The organism is Calditrichia bacterium (assembly GCA_020634975.1).
In the GTDB taxonomy this organism is placed as follows: Bacteria; Calditrichota; Calditrichia; order RBG-13-44-9; family J075; genus JACKAQ01.
Genome location: JACKAQ010000001.1, coordinates 3,131,645 through 3,148,576, shown reverse-complemented (window position 1 = coordinate 3,148,576; position 16,932 = coordinate 3,131,645). Strand labels below are relative to the sequence as shown.

The 16,932-nt window shown below is 51.8% G+C and carries 15 protein-coding genes; 2 read left to right on the top strand and 13 right to left on the bottom strand.

All coding sequences use genetic code 11. The features are described 5' to 3' along the window. Nucleotides 1-8: 8 nt before the first annotated feature. The 6 genes from H6629_12695 to ndk all read right to left on the bottom strand — a co-directional run bounded on the left by H6629_12695 (nt 9) and on the right by ndk (nt 4,586). Nucleotides 9-518, bottom strand: a complete 510-nt coding sequence (locus H6629_12695; GenBank protein MCB9068652.1) for a hypothetical protein — start codon at nt 516-518, stop codon at nt 9-11. A gap of 366 nt (nt 519-884) precedes the next feature. After that, nucleotides 885-2,033, bottom strand: coding sequence for a hypothetical protein (locus H6629_12690; protein MCB9068651.1), 1,149 nt, complete (start codon nt 2,031-2,033; stop codon nt 885-887). 21 nt (nt 2,034-2,054) lie between these two features. After that, the gene (locus tag H6629_12685) at nt 2,055-2,495 is read right to left on the bottom strand and encodes a DUF948 domain-containing protein (GenBank protein MCB9068650.1); all 441 of its coding nucleotides are present in this window, start codon (nt 2,493-2,495) and stop codon (nt 2,055-2,057) included. A 16-nt stretch (nt 2,496-2,511) separates the two neighbouring features. Continuing rightward, nucleotides 2,512-2,916, bottom strand: a complete 405-nt coding sequence (locus tag H6629_12680) for a YtxH domain-containing protein (GenBank protein MCB9068649.1) — start codon at nt 2,914-2,916, stop codon at nt 2,512-2,514. A gap of 177 nt (nt 2,917-3,093) precedes the next feature. Next, nucleotides 3,094-4,023 (bottom strand): hypothetical protein, encoded by a 930-nt coding sequence (locus tag H6629_12675; protein ID MCB9068648.1) that lies wholly within the window; start codon nt 4,021-4,023, stop codon nt 3,094-3,096. A 146-nt stretch (nt 4,024-4,169) separates the two neighbouring features. Beyond that, nucleotides 4,170-4,586, bottom strand: coding sequence for a nucleoside-diphosphate kinase (gene ndk / locus H6629_12670; protein ID MCB9068647.1), 417 nt, complete (start codon nt 4,584-4,586; stop codon nt 4,170-4,172). A 180-nt stretch (nt 4,587-4,766) separates the two neighbouring features. On the opposite strand from ndk, the gene H6629_12665 reads away from it, so the two are divergent. Together H6629_12665 and H6629_12660 are read left to right on the top strand one after the other, a co-directional pair. Continuing rightward, nucleotides 4,767-8,807: a helix-turn-helix domain-containing protein gene (locus tag H6629_12665; GenBank protein ID MCB9068646.1), complete on the top strand. Its 4,041-nt coding sequence runs from the start codon at nt 4,767-4,769 to the stop codon at nt 8,805-8,807. 117 nt (nt 8,808-8,924) lie between these two features. After that, on the top strand, nt 8,925-10,586 hold the full coding sequence (locus tag H6629_12660; protein MCB9068645.1) for an SBBP repeat-containing protein: 1,662 nt from the start codon (nt 8,925-8,927) through the stop codon (nt 10,584-10,586). Nucleotides 10,587-10,741: 155 nt separating this feature from the next. On the opposite strand, the gene sucD is transcribed toward H6629_12660, so the two are convergent. The 7 genes from sucD to H6629_12625 all read right to left on the bottom strand — a co-directional run bounded on the left by sucD (nt 10,742) and on the right by H6629_12625 (nt 16,923). Beyond that, nucleotides 10,742-11,617 (bottom strand): succinate--CoA ligase subunit alpha, encoded by an 876-nt coding sequence (gene sucD / locus H6629_12655; GenBank protein ID MCB9068644.1) that lies wholly within the window; start codon nt 11,615-11,617, stop codon nt 10,742-10,744. Between the two features lie 56 nt (nt 11,618-11,673). Then, nucleotides 11,674-12,834, bottom strand: coding sequence for an ADP-forming succinate--CoA ligase subunit beta (gene sucC, locus H6629_12650; GenBank protein ID MCB9068643.1), 1,161 nt, complete (start codon nt 12,832-12,834; stop codon nt 11,674-11,676). 202 nt (nt 12,835-13,036) lie between these two features. Further along, entirely contained in the window at nt 13,037-13,261 is a 225-nt protein-coding gene (locus H6629_12645; GenBank protein ID MCB9068642.1) for a hypothetical protein, read from the bottom strand. 226 nt (nt 13,262-13,487) lie between these two features. Then, entirely contained in the window at nt 13,488-14,729 is a 1,242-nt protein-coding gene (locus H6629_12640) for an ABC transporter permease (protein ID MCB9068641.1), read from the bottom strand. 152 nt (nt 14,730-14,881) lie between these two features. Further along, the gene (locus H6629_12635) at nt 14,882-15,538 is read right to left on the bottom strand and encodes an FtsX-like permease family protein (GenBank protein MCB9068640.1); all 657 of its coding nucleotides are present in this window, start codon (nt 15,536-15,538) and stop codon (nt 14,882-14,884) included. Between the two features lie 34 nt (nt 15,539-15,572). Further along, complete coding sequence (locus H6629_12630) at nt 15,573-16,121, bottom strand: ABC transporter permease (GenBank protein ID MCB9068639.1); 549 nt, start codon at nt 16,119-16,121, stop codon at nt 15,573-15,575. Between the two features lie 112 nt (nt 16,122-16,233). Further along, nucleotides 16,234-16,923: an ABC transporter ATP-binding protein gene (locus H6629_12625; protein ID MCB9068638.1), complete on the bottom strand. Its 690-nt coding sequence runs from the start codon at nt 16,921-16,923 to the stop codon at nt 16,234-16,236. Nucleotides 16,924-16,932 lie beyond the last annotated feature (9 nt).

The following is a 16,932-nucleotide window of genomic DNA, read 5'->3' as shown; positions in this document are numbered from 1 at the left end:
AATTTCCGTTAGTTGAATTCGATGGTGATGCCGGAAAGCGCAGTTTGCGCGCGGCTGTGGGCGGCTTCGACTGTTGCAGCATCGAAAACCGTGATCCGGTAATCCTTCACCCTGGCGTTCGCCGGCGCGACAGTTAACCGTAGCGATTTGCCATCGCTGAACGATTCACTGAGCCCGCGGAGGTCAAGCACCAGTTGGCGGGTGGGCATATGAAAATGCCATTGGATGGTGCCATCTACCACAGGTGCATCCGTGGATTTGCGCGTCCAGACCGGTTCGCCGTCCAGTTCCGCAGAAATGAGGCTCAACTCAAAACCGATCGAATCGCGAACCGCCAAAAACTCGTTGGTTGCGCCCATTGCTGCCCGGTTCAGCGTAATGACAGCATCCGGTAATTTCCCGTCGCTATCCGCATTGGCTACGGCAGATTGCGCCATTGCCGCAGCGCCGGTCAGCAGCAGCACAGAAAGGCCGAACACAACAATAAAAATATGCTTTTTTGCATAAAGATGCGTCATTTTACGAATCCTGTTTTAGTAGATTGTATATTATCAGATACGAAAATATCCTGCAACCATAAAATATATGGTGATTCCAATCACAGGTAATTGCATGTAAATCGTATTTGGCAGGCACCCAACCCCAATAAAACGCGACACCGTGTAGCCTTTTGTTACATAATATTCATTAAATGAAATTATTCTATTATTCTCGGATCTCCGGATTCCGTAACGTGCTACCGGTTTTCAGCTGTTTACTTCTCAAAATTCAGGCGATTGAATCATGCGGTTCACACATTTGCGAACCCTGCAACAATATCTTTTGAATGGATAAAAATCCCAAATTTGCGATCCGTTCATACCCGGAACTGTAAACCCGAACCGCTACACAATGCCTTTGATCATCTGCAAAAATTCCCGGCCGTCATTTTCTACCAATCGCAAATTTTTCAGCGCTTTTTCGAATTGCGGGTTGATCCGGGTGGCTTCCCGGAAGTTGTCCAGCCCATCCAGAAAATGTTGCCGGCACTGCATCAAATGGATTAACGCAAGGTAGTGCCACAGGTCAGGGAATGCGGGATTTTGTTGCAACGATTCGGAAATTTGCCGTTCGTAACTCTCCATCGCACTTTTGGACATTTCCGTTTCGGAATACAGCAGCCGCAGGAAAAATTTGTAGCCGATTACTTCCGGCGGCACTTTTCGTAAAAATTGTTGTTCCCGGCGTTCGCGCATCAGTTGCAACGCTTTGGAGGCGTCCATCGTTTGGAGGGCTTTGAGCACTTGCGCGCTGTGCATTCGGTCGTCGATATCGCCATTTTGCTCAACTTTTTTCAAAATTGCCCGCAAAAATCCCAAACTTTGTTTGTGCTCTGTTTCGGCATTCGTGCGCAGCAGGCTGGTTAGACGGGTCAAAATTGTTTCGGCGAGATTGTAATAAGCTTCGATGTATCCGGGATTCTTTTTCAGCGCTTCTTTGAAATAAATCATCGCCTGGCGGAAGTTGTTTTTGGCGAGCATCACCAATCCCAACAGGTTGAACAAATCCGGATATTTGATGCCCTGCAGACGCAATTTTTCCAGAATTTCGTATGCAGGATGATAACTTTTTTGCATGTAATACACCCGCGCCAGATACACATAGCTGCTGTAACGGGTGCTTTCCTGATCCAGTGCACGCTGGAAATGGCGCTCCGCTTTATCAAAAATGTGCGAATACAAAAAAACTTGCCCGAGCTTTTCGTGTGCTGCGGGCAAGTTTTCGTTCATTATTTTTTCGGATATTTCGAAAAGACTGTCAATTTCTTCGATGATGGATTGGTGAAATTTGTCCACAAACTGGCGAACACGGCTTTCGGCACCACTCTGGTTATCCGTTCCGCGTCGCTCAAATTGGTGGTTTGCGACAAACAGCACCCGACCTTTTTCGAAAACTTCTGTCCGAATCATCCCCTCTTCAACCAATGTTGAGGTTTGGAGGTGAAACTCCCGGCTTCCGGCGCTAATTTTTTGGTTCAGTCCAATATCTGCCATATATCGTGCAATTTACCGTTGCTATTTTTTATTGCGACCGAACAACCGGCGCTTGGGTTTGGGTTGTTGATTTACCTCGCCATCGCGGATAACCGCCATAAACGCGTGGGCTGCTTTTACACTGGCGCTGAAGGTAGCCAGCGATCGGATCAGCTTGGTATCGATCTGATGTTTGATATTTTTTTCAACATCCACCACATCGTCCACCACGCCTTTTAGCTGGGTGACGGCACTGTTTATCGTTTCTGCCTGCTGCCTTCCGCTGATGAGAATTGCGGAAAGATTGGTGGTAATTGTGTCCACATTTGTCATCACGCCGGGCAGGCGTTTTTCCATATCAACAGAAATATCTTCAATTTTTTTAATAGAACGGCGCAACTGAATGAGTGTTGGCACCATAAATCCGACCAAAACCACCACGGCCAGAGCTATAACCAGAACGCCTATTTCCCAAATCATCATCCCGTTACCTTCGCTTTCAGGATTTTTCGTCGTCAGAATCGGTCGATTGCTCTTTGTCTTCCCGGAAAGCGTTACGGGCGGCGTCGAGCGCGTCCTTCAAACGTCCGCGGCTATTCTCGACCCGGTCTTTCCCCTGATCGATAACATCGCCGACAACTTCTTCCATTTCTTCGGCTTTGGCTTTGGCCGTGTTTTCCAAATCTTTAATACGCGAAATGGTACTGTCGTACGAGCGACGGGCGCGTTCCAGCGAAGCTTCGTATTCTTCGCGGGCTTTTGCGTAAACATCATCCATCCGTCCGCCGAGTTCTTCGCGGGTTTCGCGTCCACTTTTCGGGGCGTACAATAATGCGGCTACGGCGCCAACGGCACCGCCAATTAACAATCCTTTTATAAATTCCAATGCGCGACTATCAGACATAATATTTCCTCCTCAAGTTTAATTAATTCGCTGCTTGCAAGTGCAACAGCTACAATCGGTTGAGTATTTTAATCTACAATGATTTTGTCCGTAATGAAACAAAAAAACCGGATTTCCGGTGTTGAACGCGGAAATCCGGTGGTCTTTTCTGGCAAAAATTTACTTTTTTTGGAGCGATCAAAACGCCGGAAAACTAACGGCAACCGGGCGGTGATCGGATACATCCGGGATGTAGCGGCTGACCTCCTCATCCAGTTTCAGGATGAATGCACGCTCGGTCGGATATTGCGCATCGATTGATGTTGTGATCATGATATGATCGATCAGCGAGTTGAATCCGGCAACGTAAGTGAACTCGTTGGGATCGCTGGTCAGCGGCAAAGTGAGAAATTCGTATTGGGCGCTGTTATCGAGAAACGGGAGAAAAACGTTATCGCCGGCAGGATCGGTGAGCACGTCGTTCCAGTCGCCCAGCACAATGTAATCGGGATCGTTATCGGGATTGGCAAGCTGCGTATCGATGTAATCTTCCAGTTTCTGGATGCTCCGGCGGCGGCGATCCTCGCTTTCCTGATCGCCAAAGGCTTTCAGGTGCAGCACGATAATCGAAAAATCGAACGACAATCCGTTATTTGATGCCTGCAACCGCACCACATACGGGGGACGTCCGGCGAAATCGTTATCGCCGTTGAACAGCGTGGTTTCGGAAAGCACGGTAATTTGCGATCCTTTGTAAATGATACCCGTTTTCAAATCGCCGCTGATGGCCGGATTCAATCGGAATTGGTAATTTGCGGCGGGATCGGCGCTATTCAAACTGTCTACCAACGCCTGCATGTGGTTAACGTTGTTGATTTCCTGCACACCGTAAAGGTCGATATCCAGTTGCAGCATGATTGCCGCGACTTTATCCACCGTTATATCCGCCTGCAACGGGAACTGCTCGATGTTCCAACTGGCGATCTCCAGCGTGCGATCCGTGCCGTATTCCGGTAGTTGCACTTCCGGGGCATTTTCCACCGCGTCGTTGACGCGTTTGTTACAGGCTGTGGTGAGCAGCAGGGCAATCGCGATATATCCGAAACATCTCAAAACCGGTGATTTCATTCCGTTCCTTTTGCGTTTTTTGGGGTGAAAATTTAGCAAAAAATCCTGATCAAACCAACCGCTATAAGAAACCGAATGTCACTACAAAAAAAAGCCTGCAACAGCAGGCTTTGAAAATCTACGACAAACTATTGAAATCAATTGTTTTAACCGACCAGTTCCCGTTCGGAGAAAAAGAATTTGATTTCGATAACAGCGTTTTCCGGGGAGTCGGATGCGTGCACGCAGTTGTTCTGGATATTGGTGCCAAAATCCTTGCGGATGGTGCCTGCAGCAGCTTCTGCCGGATTGGTTGCACCGATGAATTTGCGGTAATCCGCGATGCAGTTTTCTTTTTCGAGCACCATCGCCACGATCGGGCCGCTGCTCATAAAATCCACCAGTTCGCCGTAAAACGGACGTTCTTTGTGAATTTCGTAAAATTTGCCGGCGTCGGTTTTGCTGAGGTGCAGCATTTTCAGTCCCAAAATGCGGTAACCGCCTTTTTCGATGCGGGCAATAACGTCGCCGATGTGTTTGGCGCCAACACATTCCGGCTTGATCATCGTGTATGTTCTTTCCATGATACAACTCCTGTCGTTTGGTTTAAAATTGTTTGTTTTCGTTCCGATCGCGCAAAAGATAACGCCCCGCGTTCCGTTCTCAAACCAAATTTTAACTTTGTGCTTCCGCATGATCCAAAAACTTGCAGCCTGGAAAATTTCCAATTGTCTTGCGCACCATTCGGTGATATTTTTCCGCAAATGAAACGTATTGCGAAAATACGCTGTTTCGACCGGTTGGCGCGGTGTATGTTACCGGGCATCGGTTTTATTTTGCTCACTACATTTTTCCCGATATTTTCACAAACGCGATCTGCAGAAAAATGGACAGAAACCGGGCTGCCGGAGATCGCCAATTTCCGCCCGCGCGACTATCAGGCTGCACCGGTTAACGCAGCGATTGCGCAGGATTCGCTCGGGCTGATTTACGTTGCGAACGACGCCGGTGTGCTCGTTTTCGACGGTGTGCAGTGGCAGCGAATTGCGCTGCCCGGCGGTGGTCCGGCCACCTCGATTTGCAGCGTGAACGGAAAAATTTTTGTCGGCGGCAGCAGTGAACTGGGCTACCTTGCGCCGGATATGCGCGGCGAAACACGCTTTGTTTCCCTTCGTGAATTTATTCCGGATTCTTTGCAAAATTTCAAAAGTATCGGCGAAACCATTGCCATCGGCAAAAATGTATTTTTCCGCAGCTATTACGGACTGTTCCGCTGGGACGGGCGGCAAATGCGCGTTTGGCTGCCGGAAACCCTGTTTCACACGGCGGTCGCAGGTGGCGATGCGCTGTTTGTTCGCGAGTGGAAAATCGGGCTGAAGCGTCTCGACGGCGATTCGCTGCAGCTCATTCCCGGCGGCGAATTTTTCACCGGCGAAGGCATCGCCGGAATTTTTCCGGCGGCAAATGGCGCATTCCGGGCGATCACCCGCTTTTCCGGCTGGCAATTGCTGAATGAAAACGGCGTTCATTCGCAGCCCTCACCCGCAGATGATTTTTTGCGCAACGCATTAATTTTCCGGGCGTTAGCGCTGCCGGACGGGAATGTTGCGCTGGCTACCCATCGCCGCGGACTGGCGATCATCGACAGCAGCGGCAACCTCCTGCAAACTGTCGAACGTTCCGGCGGGCTACGCGATAACACCGTCAATTTTGTGCATCGCGATGCGCAGGGCGGATTATGGCTGGCATTGGCTGACGGGCTGGCGCGGGTGGAAACGCCGTCGCGATACTCATTTTTCAACCCGGAAAACGGGCTGGAAGGCAACACAAACGCCATCGCGCGGCACAAAGGCAGGCTGTTCGCCGCCACGCGAATGGGTGTTTTCCGGCTGGCATCCGGCGACGCTGCACCTGCCCATTTTCGCCAGATTCCCGGCATCGAGAGCACCGTTTATTCCCTGCTTTCAACCGGCGAACAGTTGCTGGCCGGCGGGCATCAGGGCATTTTCGAAATTCGCGATAACGCCGCCACCCGAATCGCCAGTGTCACCGGCGTAACGAAAATTGTCGCATCGAAACATCATCCCGGCAGGAATTACACCGGCACATATCGCGGGGTTGGCGTTCTGGAATCCGCCGCCGGAAATTCCCGCCGGGTCGCATCGCTGGGCGAGAGCGCGGGTTACACACTCGGCATTGCGGAGGATGATTCGGGGAATCTGTGGGTCGGCACGCGAAACGGGCTGTTCCGGTTCAGCGAAATTACAGATGCGCCTTCGCCCGACGGCGATTTTTCAGCAACCAGCAAACATTTCGACCGCGAGAACGGCATGCCGCAAATTCCCGTTCGCATCGCGAAAATCGACGGTGAACTGCGCTTCGCTACCGCAAACGGGCTTCGGCGCTATCTTTCGGAAAAACAGATATTTATCCCGGATTCAACTTTTGGCGAAAACTACGCAGATTCCGGCTGCGCGGTCACTCATCTGGCCAGCGGCGCGAACGGCACTGTGTGGATTGCCGGGCAAACCGGCGATTCGACATTTTGCCGCGAACTCGTTCGCACGGGCAACCGCTTCGTAACCCTGACGGCGATTCCCGGCTACCGGCTGGATCGTATCGGCACATTGCTTAGCATTTTCCCGGAGCCAGACGGCACGGTTTGGCTCGGCGGAACGGAGGGCACGTTGCGGCTCGCACCGGTAATCGGCGATGCGCCGGATGCACCGTTTGTCACCCTCATTCGCCGGGTGAGCGCGGGCGATTCGCTGCTGTTTGCCGGACTGCCGGACAGCGCCGCATTCGCCAATCTGCCGGAACTGCCATTTGCGGCAAATTCGCTGCGTTTCCGCTTCGCCGCGACCGATTTCCGCAATCCCACTGCGCTGCGTTTCCGCTATCGCCTCGAAAATTTTGACCGCGATTGGTCGGCGTGGATCGCCGAAACCCATCGCGATTACACCGGTTTGCCGCCGGGCAACTACCGATTCCGGGTGCAATCGCAAAACGGCGATGGCAATTTGGGTCGCGAAGCCGCATTCGAATTTCGCATTTTACCGCCGTGGTATCGCACCGGCTGGGCGTTCGCATTGTATTCGCTGACGCTGATCGGGCTGATCGCCGGTATTGTGAAATGGCGTGTTCACCAATTGCAATTGAAAACGCGCCAACTGGAACTGCTGGTTGCAGAGCGCACCCAAACCGTTCAGGAACAGGCAGATAAGCTCGCTGAAATGGATCGCATCAAATCGCGATTTTTTGCAAACATCAGCCACGAATTCCGCACGCCGCTCACGCTGATTCTCGGTCCGGTGGAGGACTGGCTGTCCCGCAAACAATCCCTTGCACCGGAAACCGATTTGCGGCGCATCCGGCGCAATGCCCGGCGATTGCTGCAATTGATCAACCAATTGCTGGATTTGTCCCGGCTGGAATCCGGCAAGCTAAACCTGCACATCACCCGCAGCGATTTTTCCGCATTTTTAAAAGGGCTGGTGATGTCTTTCGCGTCGCTTGCGGAGCAGAAAAAAATTCACCTGCAATTTTCCGCCGATGCGCCGCCGAAGGCGTTGGCAAACAGCTATTTTGATCGCGAAAAAATGGAAACGATCGTCACCAATTTGCTGTCGAACGCTTTCAAATTTACGCCGGCCGGCGGATCGGTGAGCGTTTCCGTCGGGTCGCCGGACGGAAAAACCGCGACTGTCCTGGTGAGCGACAGCGGTTCGGGTATCCCGGCGGCGCAACTGCCGCATGTATTCGAACGATTTTTCCGGGGCGAAGATCATCGGTCGGCAAATCAGTCCGGCACGGGCATCGGGCTGGCACTGGTGAAAGAACTGGTGGAGCTGCATCGCGGAGAAATTGCGGTGCAGAGTGAAGCCGGAAAAGGCACGGTTTTCACGCTGAATTTTCCGCTGAATCGCGATGCATTTCGCCCGACGGAGATTGTTGATACGTTGGACGAAATTGCCGATTGGCCGGCGGAAATCACTTCGGAAACCGGCGAAGCTGTCCGCGCAGCAGCGTCAAAAAGCAGCGACAATCCGTTGATTCTCATCGTGGAAGATCACGCCGATGTGCGCAGCTACATCCGCGAGCAGTTGCACGAAAACTTCCGGATCGTCGAATCCGCCGACGGCGACAGCGGTTTTCTCCGCGCAGCGGATGCCATTCCCGATCTGGTCATCAGCGATGTGATGATGCCCGGAACAGACGGCTACGCCCTTTGCGAAAAGCTGAAAACCGATCCGCGCACCAGCCACATTCCGGTAATTTTGCTAACCGCCAAAGCCGGAAACGAGAGCAAACTGACCGGGCTGGAAAGCGGTGCAGACGATTATTTGACCAAACCGTTCAACGCCCGCGAGCTGAATATCCGGGTGAAAAACCTCATCGGACAACGCCGCAAACTTCGGGAAATTTATCGACGGGAAGGCTTGCTGCAACCCGCCGCACCGGAAATGCCCTCGGTTGAGCAGGAATTTCTCCGCCAACTGATGGCAGCGACAGAAACCGGGATTGCATCCGAAATTTTTGGTCCGGAAGAATTGAGCCGGCAACTGAACATGAGCCGCCGCCATTTGCAGCGCAAAATTCGCGCGCTCACCGGGCAAAGTCCGGCGGATTTTATCCGCACCATCCGATTGCGGCAAGCTCGGGATTTGCTCGCCCGCCACGCCGGGAATGTTTCGGAAATCGCATTCCGGGTGGGTTTCAACAATTTGTCCTATTTTGCCCGCTGTTTCAGGGATGAATTCGGCGTTTCGCCCTCCGATTTTCTCAAATCCGCCAAACAGGATTAATCAACCGCCGCCAATGTCCAGCCAGTGTCAGCAATTGGCTGCGCTGTGTTAGCTTTTTTGGGGCTCCGCGAATTAGTTTTTATCTGTTAAACGCTAATTACCAAAAGGAGCAACGCTATGAAAAAGCTAATGTTAATGGCAATTTTATTTGCCGGAATATTGGTTTTCCCAAAAACCACTCTCGCCCAAAACGGCAATTTCCAGTGGGCGATTCAGGCTGGCGGCAACGGTTTCGATAAAGCTACCGCGATCTGCCGTGATGCGGCGGGCAATCTGATTCTCACCGGATATTTCCAGAATACCGCAACCTTCGGCAGCACCGATCTCACCAGCGCCGGGTTCCGGGATGTGTTCATCGCCAAATACGATGCGAACGGCAATTTTGTGTGGGCGCAGCAGGCCGGCGGATTTGACGAAGATGAGGGATTCGGCATCGCCGCGGACGGTGCGGGTAACATCACGGTCACCGGTTATTTCAAAAATACCGCGACATTTGGCGACACTTCACTCACCAGCACCGGCTCGTCCGATATTTTTATTGTACGATACGATGGCGACGGCAACCTGCTCTGGGCGCGGCAGGCCGGCGGCAGCAATCTGGATCAGGGCAACGGCGTGGCAACGGACAGTGAGGGTAATGCACTGGTCACCGGCTATTTCAATTTGACCGCGACATTCGGCGATACGTCGTTCACCAGCGATGGCAATTACGATGTTTTCGTTGCCAAATATGCTGCGAACGGCGATTTTATGTGGGCGCAGCAGGCCGGCGGCAGCTTTTTTGATCAGGGCAACGGCATCGCGACAGACGGTAACGGCAACGCGCTGGTGACCGGGAAATTCTCTGGCAACGCCGCATTTGGCGATACGACGATTATCAGCCTCCAGTTCAATACATTTGTCGCCAAATACGATGCGAATGGCAATTTTATGTGGGCGGAAAAAGCCGGCGGACAACCGGCGGATTTCGGCAGCGGAATTTCCGGCGCTGCTGACGGCAGCAGCGTGGCAACGGGCTATTTTCAGGGCATCGGCGATTTTGGCGGGATCGGAATGACCAGTGCGGGCTCCGGCGATATTTTCATTGCCAAATACGATGCGACCGGCGCAGTCGGTTGGGCGCGGCAATTCGGCGGCACGGATCTGGATCAGGGCTTTTGCATCGCCCGTGACGATGCCGGAGACACGTTTGTCAGCGGCTTTTTTGCAGGTACCGCAACCTTCGGCGATACTGCTTTCACGAGCATCGGAAAAGATGTGTTCGTGGCAAAAATGGACACGGATGGCAATGTGTTGTGGGCGGCAAACGGCGGCGGCGCTGGCATAGATGAAGGCTACGGCATTGTTGCGGACGGTTCCGGCGGCGCGATCGTTACCGGATTATTCCAGGGCACGGCAACTTTCGGAAGCAACGTGCTAAACAGCAACGGGCAGGATGACATTTTCATCGCGAAAATCGGCGGCAGCGTAACGGCGATCGGTTCGCCGGAGCCGCAAATCCGCACATTTGAACTGGCGCAAAATTTCCCGAACCCCTTCAATCCGGTCACGCAGATCCGGTTTTCCGTCACCAGTTCCGGTCCCGTTCAATTGACGATTTTCAATCTATCAGGTCGCAAAATCAAATCGCTGGTGAACGAAAACCTGCAATCCGGCAGCTATTTGCGGCAATGGGACGGCACGAACACTGCCGGTGAGCGCGTTGCCAGCGGCGTGTATTTGTACCGGCTGCAATCCGAAAATGCAGTACAAACCCGGAAAATGATGCTGCTGAAATAACGACTATCTTTGGGGGAGATTCCTGCTCCGAAGGAGCGCCCTCGGCTCATTCGCAAGAATGACAGTATCATGCACGATTGAGATAAAAAAAGGGCGGATTGAAAAACCCGCCCTGAAATCCGGTCCGCGAACCGGATAAAAAAAGTTACATCCGGTTATTTTTTCAGCACTTTGGCGACGGTTTCGCCGAGCACTGCCGGGCTGTCGCAAACTGCGATTCCCGCGGCTTTCAGCGCAGCCATTTTTTCTGCGGCGGTGCCTTTGCCACCGGAAATGATCGCGCCGGCATGTCCCATGCGCTTTCCGGGAGGAGCGGTTTGTCCGGCGATAAACGCCACAACCGGTTTGTTGAAATTGGCTTTGATCCACGCTGCTGCTTCTTCTTCCGCGGTTCCGCCGATTTCGCCGATCATGATGACGGCTTCCGTTTGCGGGTCATCTTTGAACAATTTCAGCGCATCGATGTAGCGGGTGCCGATCACCGGATCGCCACCGATACCGATGCAGGTCGATTGTCCCAAACCCAGTTCGGTGAGCTGGTGCACGGCTTCGTAAGTCAGCGTGCCGGAACGGCTGATCACGCCAACGCTGCCTTCTTTGTGAATGAATGCGGGCATGATGCCAACCTTGCATTTTCCGGGAGAAATAACGCCCGGGCAGTTCGGTCCGACCATGCGGGTGTTGGTGCGCTGCAAATAATTGTAAACATTCAACATATCACGTGCGGGAATGCCTTCTGTGATGCAGATTACCCATTTTACACCGGCATCTGCAGCTTCGTAAATCGCGTCCGCGGCAAACGGCGGCGGCACGAAAATCACCGATACATCAGCGCCGGTGGCTTCAACGGCATCTTTCACAGTGTTGAAAATCGGCACTTTTTCTTCAAATTTCGTTCCGCCTTTGCCCGGCGTTACCCCGGCAACCACGTTTGTGCCGTAGTCCAGCATTTGCTGGGTGTGGAACGAGCCTTCTTTTCCGGTGATGCCCTGAACCACGATCCGGCTCTTATCATCAACAATAACGCTCATTTCTTAAACCTCTTATTTTCAAATTTTTATCATCGATAGTTTGGAGCGCAGTTCGCTTATTTGATCAAAGCGACCACTTTTTCCGCCGCTTCCGCGAGGGAGCTGGCAACTTCGAAATTCATATCAGATTCGGAAAGCAGTTGGCGCGCTTCAACGGCGTTGGTGCCTTCCAAACGAACCACCAGCGGCACTTTCATGTCGATGGATTTTGCAGCTTCCATAATCCCTTTTGCCACGCGATCGCAGCGCACAATACCGCCGAAAATGTTCACCAGCACGGCTTTCACATGCGGATCTGACAAAATGATTTCGAAGCCGTTGCGCACGGTTTCCACATTTGCGCCGCCGCCGACATCCAGAAAGTTCGCCGGTTCGCCGCCAGCCAGTTTAATGATGTCCATTGTTGCCATCGCCAAACCTGCACCGTTAACCATACAGCCAACGTTGCCGTCCAGTTTGATGTAGTTGAGGTTGTGTTCGCTCGCGCGGACTTCCAGCGGATCTTCCTCGTTAGTGTCGCGCATTTCCGCGATATCCGGATGGCGATACAGCGCGTTATCGTCGAAGCCGATTTTGGCGTCCAGCGCCGCAACTTCACCGGATTTGGTGACCACCAGCGGGTTAATTTCCGCCAGCGATGCATCTGTTTCCACAAACGCTTTGTACAAGCTCATGATAAATTTGGTGCCATGTTTGATTTGTGCACCGGTCAATCCCAATTTGAACGCCAGCCGGCGTGCCTGAAACGGCTGCAGACCGGTTTGCGGCTCAATATATTCTTTAAAAATCAGTTCGGGCGATTCTTCAGCCACTTTTTCAATTTCCACACCGCCTTCGGTGGAAGCCATAATCACCAGTTTGGAAACCGAACGATCCAGCACAACGCCCAGATACAATTCGCGTTCGATATCCACACCGGATGCAATCAACACGCGGTGAACGGTTTTACCTTCTGGTCCGGTTTGGTGGGTAACCAACTGCATGCCGAGCATTTTGGCTGCCAGTTCGCGCACTTCTTTCGGGCTTTTGGCAAGTTTTACACCGCCACCTTTACCGCGTCCGCCCGCGTGAATTTGTGCTTTTACAACAAAAATATCCCCACCCATTTCCCGGGCGATCTTCTCGGCTTCGTCGGCCGAAAAAGCTACCTGGCCGCCTGGCACCGCAACGCCATACCGCTTGAGGATTTCTTTGGCCTGGTATTCATGAATATTCATACCAACTCTCCTTTGAATTAGACTATCATCTGTTCGTGCCCCAGATTAGCTCGCAACGTCTCCGGAAGTTGTCAACCGCTCCGGATGCACACGATCGAGTTTCAATTTTGCAAATATAATTGATGGTTGCACAATATTAAAACGAAAGAATAATAATCTTTTCAAACGGAGAAAATGAAGCGGCGGCCGTTGTGTGCATTGCTCAATCATCAGCGTTGCGGATGCCCGACTGCGACAGCGTGCCGCAAACCGGACAGCGCCAGCGCAACACCACATACGTTTGTGGTTCGGAATATAGTTTTCCGTTTCTGCGGCGAATGCCGCGCCAGCCCAAAAATTTGCGGGTGCTGGTGATAATTGTTTTTTCTGCCTGAACAGAATGACCACAGCAAATGATGGTCTTTTCATCAGTCCTTGATTCAACCATGCGTTAGCCCTCCCGGTTACGCATAAAAAATGTTTGGGATCATTGATGTTTTTACTATCGAACGGAGAATTATAAATTGAAGAAAAAATTTTGGGGAAAGTGCTCATTGAAGTTTTAATACGAAATATCGCGGGACCAACAGGGAAAAACACAATTTTCGCGAGCAATAAAAAAGGGCGAACAGCAAGCTGCCCACCCTTTTGTGCGGAAAGGAATGTGTTAGGTTTTATTCGTATCGTAACGCATCGATGGGATCGAGACGCGAAGCCAGAACAGCCGGCCACATCCCGAAAATCAGCCCGACGGTGGTGCAAAATACCAACCCGCCGACAGCCCATTCCATTGGAACATTCGCTGCAAACCCGGTAAAAATGGTAACCACGTTGCCCAGCCCAAATCCAACCATCACGCCGAAAACACCGCCGATGTTGCACAAAATAATCGCCTCCAGCAAAAATTGGAGCAAAATGTGCTTCCGTTTTGCGCCCAGCGATTTGCGAATACCAATTTCTTTGGTCCGTTCCGTAACGGAAACGAGCATGATATTCATGATGCCAATGCCCGCCACAACCAACGCGATAATGCCGATCACAAACGCACCGGCTTTCACGCCGGCAGTGGCCTGATTGAACGAGCGGATTTGGCTATCATTGGTGAAAATGGTGAAATCATCTCTGTTTTGTGGGGGAACCTTGCGGTTTTGGCGCAGCACAAAACGGGTTTCTTCGATGGCATCTGCCACCAGTTCCGGCGATGATACGCGAACCGTTACGTTCACAGAACGGTCGTCGCCCCAACTGGTTTTTGATCCGTAAACTTTTGTAAATTTTGAAATTGGCATCAGAATATAGTTATCGTATCCGCCGCCCATCGCCGATTTTTTCTCCTCAAAAACACCGACGACACGATATTTGAACCCGTCAATTTTCAACACTTTATCAATGGGATCGACATACGGAAACAGCCGTTCGGCGATGGCGTATCCGATCACAACCGTGTTGCGCGCCATTTTCACATCTTCATGAGAAATATTTCTGCCAAGATACACATAATGGGTGTTGTTTTCGGGATATTCCGGCGTTCCGCCGCAGATGGTTACCCGTTCCGCTGTTTCGTTGCGATAGCGGGCGCTGTGCCCGAAATCCCACAGTTCGGAGCCGACCATCGTTACGTTATCCACATTTTCGCGGATGGCGGCGGCATTTTCCACCGTGACCGGTTTGCGTTTCTGGATTTCGCGCCAATCGACATCGTCAAAACCGCGACCCCATTTTTGCACCTGAAAAACGGTAGTGCCGAGTACGCTCATTTCTTTTTCGATGGTGCCTTGCACCACAGAAATTCCGGTCATCACCGCGATGATCGACGCGACACCGGCGATGATCCCGACCAGCGTCAACGCGGAGCGCAATTTGTGGCTCCAGATTGCGGTGACAGCCATTTTGAATGCTTCAACAAATGGAAACATAATGTTTTTCCCGGATTAATAAATTTAATATTTTCAGTAGTTACGGGTGCTGAGCAACGTCGAAGCACCGGTGCACCCTTCGACTTCGCTCAGGGTGCGGAAAGGCGCGAAGCGCAGCCAAAGAGCTGCTGGGCAGCGTCGAAGCACACAACTTACTCATACCGTAACGCTTCAATCGGATTGAGTTTGGCAGCTTTATACGCCGGAATGATACCGGAAATAATGCCCACCAAAATCGAGACAAACAGCGCAACAATGACAATTCCCGGTGACAGGCTGGCCGGCAGCAGAAATTTATCCACAATCGCAGTTACGCCAAACGCCAATGCCAATCCCACTACGCCGCCGAGCAGACAGATGGTGGCCGCCTCCATCAGGAATTGCGCCAATATCGCCCGTTTTTTCGCGCCGATGGCTTTGCGAATACCAATTTCCCGGGTGCGTTCGGTAACGGAAACAAACATAATATTCATCACACCGATGCCGCCGACAAACAGCGAAACGCTGGTGATCAGCAACCCGATCATCACCACAACGCCCATCACATTATTATAGGCGTTCATAAGTGTATCCATTTTGTTGATCGAAAAATCGTCTTTTTCGGTTGGCTTCAGCTTGCGGATTTTGCGCATTTCGCCGACCAGTTCGTATTCGAAATCTGCCATTTCGTCCTGCGACGGGGCTTTTACGGCAAAATTGAAATTGCGCTGTGCACCGCCAAATGCTTTCATAAATGCGGTGATGGGTATATAAATCTGGCTGTCCATATCCGGTCCGCCAAAAAAGCTGGCGTTGCCCTGCTTTTCCATTACGCCGATCACCCGGAAATTATACCGCCCGATTTTAATGCGTTTGTTTCAACGGATTAACGCCTTCGAACAGCGATTCCTGCACAGAAGCACCTATCACACAAACATATCGTTTGTTACGAACGTCGAAATCGGTCAGGAAACGACCGTATTCCGGCACATTCGCGGAAACGACAATGTGTTTATCGGTGGTGCCGATGATGTCCACATTGTTCAAATTGCGCGAGCGATATTTGATGGATTTTTCTGTTCCGGTTGTGGGATTTATCGCCGGCGATTCTACCAGCCGGGTTTCCAGCTTGTCGCTGTCTTTGAGGCTCAAATTGGGGCGATTCCGAAATTCAAACCAGTCGCCCATATGCACCCACGGCGTGCGCGACACATACAGCACGTCCGAACCGATCGCCGAGATACTCTCTTTAAAACTGTTGCTCAACCCGTTGGCTGCCGTCATTGTGGTAACCACCGCCACAATGCCGATGATGATGCCCAACGTGGTTAAAATGCCGCGAGCTTTGTTGGCACGCAGGGCGTTCAACGCTATTTTTAGCGATTCCCAAAATTCTCCCACGTAAAGTCGCATAAGTTTTCCTTTGTTTATTTGTGCTAGCGGCTTGTTTTCTGATTTTTTTGGATCGCAAATGTGCGACCCCTTCCTGTTTCGGGTGATACAAAATTACATCCCGGGAATATGATCAATGAACCAGTTCGCCAACCCGTTCGTCGCTTTCCACCAAACCGTCGCGGAGGCGGACAACGCGGTGGGCGTGCTCAGCAATTTCCGTTTCGTGCGTCACTAAAATGATGGTGTTGCCGAGGCGATGCAGATCATCAAAAATGCTCATGATTTCTTTGCCGGTATTCGTATCGAGGTTTCCGGTGGGTTCGTCCGCGAGGATGATCGAGGGCTTGTTCACCAACGCCCGGGCAATAGCCACGCGTTGGCGCTGACCGCCGGAAAGCTCATTCGGTTTGTGGCGAATCCGGTCAGACAAACCTACTTTTTCGATGGCTTCTTCCGCCATTTTTTTGCGGCGGCTGGCCGGAATATTTCCGTAAATGAGGGGTAATTCCACATTGTGCAGAATGTCTGAACGCGGCAGAAGGTTAAATGTCTGGAACACAAACCCGATTTTCCGGTTGCGAACATCTGCCAACTGGTCGTCGTTCATGTGACTCACGTCCTCGCCTTCCAGCAAATATTTGCCGGAGGATGGTGTATCGAGACAACCAATCACGTTCATCATCGTCGATTTGCCGGAACCGGACGGTCCCATAATCGCAACGTATTCGTTACTGTCGATTGCCAAGGATATGCCGCGCAATGCCCGCACCTCTTCACCCTGCATTTTATATACCTTGGTAATATCTCTTATATCCAGCATTTTCATAAG

What these genes read in the sequence shown, in the direction of transcription:
- H6629_12695 (MCB9068652.1), bottom strand. Translation starts at nt 518, where the DNA reads ATGACGCATCTTTATGCAAAAAAGCATATTTTTATTGTTGTGTTCGGC.
- H6629_12690 (MCB9068651.1), bottom strand. Translation starts at nt 2,033, where the DNA reads ATGGCAGATATTGGACTGAACCAAAAAATTAGCGCCGGAAGCCGGGAG.
- H6629_12685 (MCB9068650.1), bottom strand. Translation starts at nt 2,495, where the DNA reads ATGATGATTTGGGAAATAGGCGTTCTGGTTATAGCTCTGGCCGTGGTG.
- H6629_12680 (MCB9068649.1), bottom strand. Translation starts at nt 2,916, where the DNA reads ATGTCTGATAGTCGCGCATTGGAATTTATAAAAGGATTGTTAATTGGC.
- H6629_12675 (MCB9068648.1), bottom strand. Translation starts at nt 4,023, where the DNA reads ATGAAATCACCGGTTTTGAGATGTTTCGGATATATCGCGATTGCCCTG.
- ndk (MCB9068647.1), bottom strand. Translation starts at nt 4,586, where the DNA reads ATGGAAAGAACATACACGATGATCAAGCCGGAATGTGTTGGCGCCAAA.
- H6629_12665 (MCB9068646.1), top strand. Translation starts at nt 4,767, where the DNA reads ATGAAACGTATTGCGAAAATACGCTGTTTCGACCGGTTGGCGCGGTGT.
- H6629_12660 (MCB9068645.1), top strand. Translation starts at nt 8,925, where the DNA reads ATGAAAAAGCTAATGTTAATGGCAATTTTATTTGCCGGAATATTGGTT.
- sucD (MCB9068644.1), bottom strand. Translation starts at nt 11,617, where the DNA reads ATGAGCGTTATTGTTGATGATAAGAGCCGGATCGTGGTTCAGGGCATC.
- sucC (MCB9068643.1), bottom strand. Translation starts at nt 12,834, where the DNA reads ATGAATATTCATGAATACCAGGCCAAAGAAATCCTCAAGCGGTATGGC.
- H6629_12645 (MCB9068642.1), bottom strand. Translation starts at nt 13,261, where the DNA reads ATGGTTGAATCAAGGACTGATGAAAAGACCATCATTTGCTGTGGTCAT.
- H6629_12640 (MCB9068641.1), bottom strand. Translation starts at nt 14,729, where the DNA reads ATGTTTCCATTTGTTGAAGCATTCAAAATGGCTGTCACCGCAATCTGG.
- H6629_12635 (MCB9068640.1), bottom strand. Translation starts at nt 15,538, where the DNA reads ATGGAAAAGCAGGGCAACGCCAGCTTTTTTGGCGGACCGGATATGGAC.
- H6629_12630 (MCB9068639.1), bottom strand. Translation starts at nt 16,121, where the DNA reads ATGCGACTTTACGTGGGAGAATTTTGGGAATCGCTAAAAATAGCGTTG.
- H6629_12625 (MCB9068638.1), bottom strand. Translation starts at nt 16,923, where the DNA reads ATGCTGGATATAAGAGATATTACCAAGGTATATAAAATGCAGGGTGAA.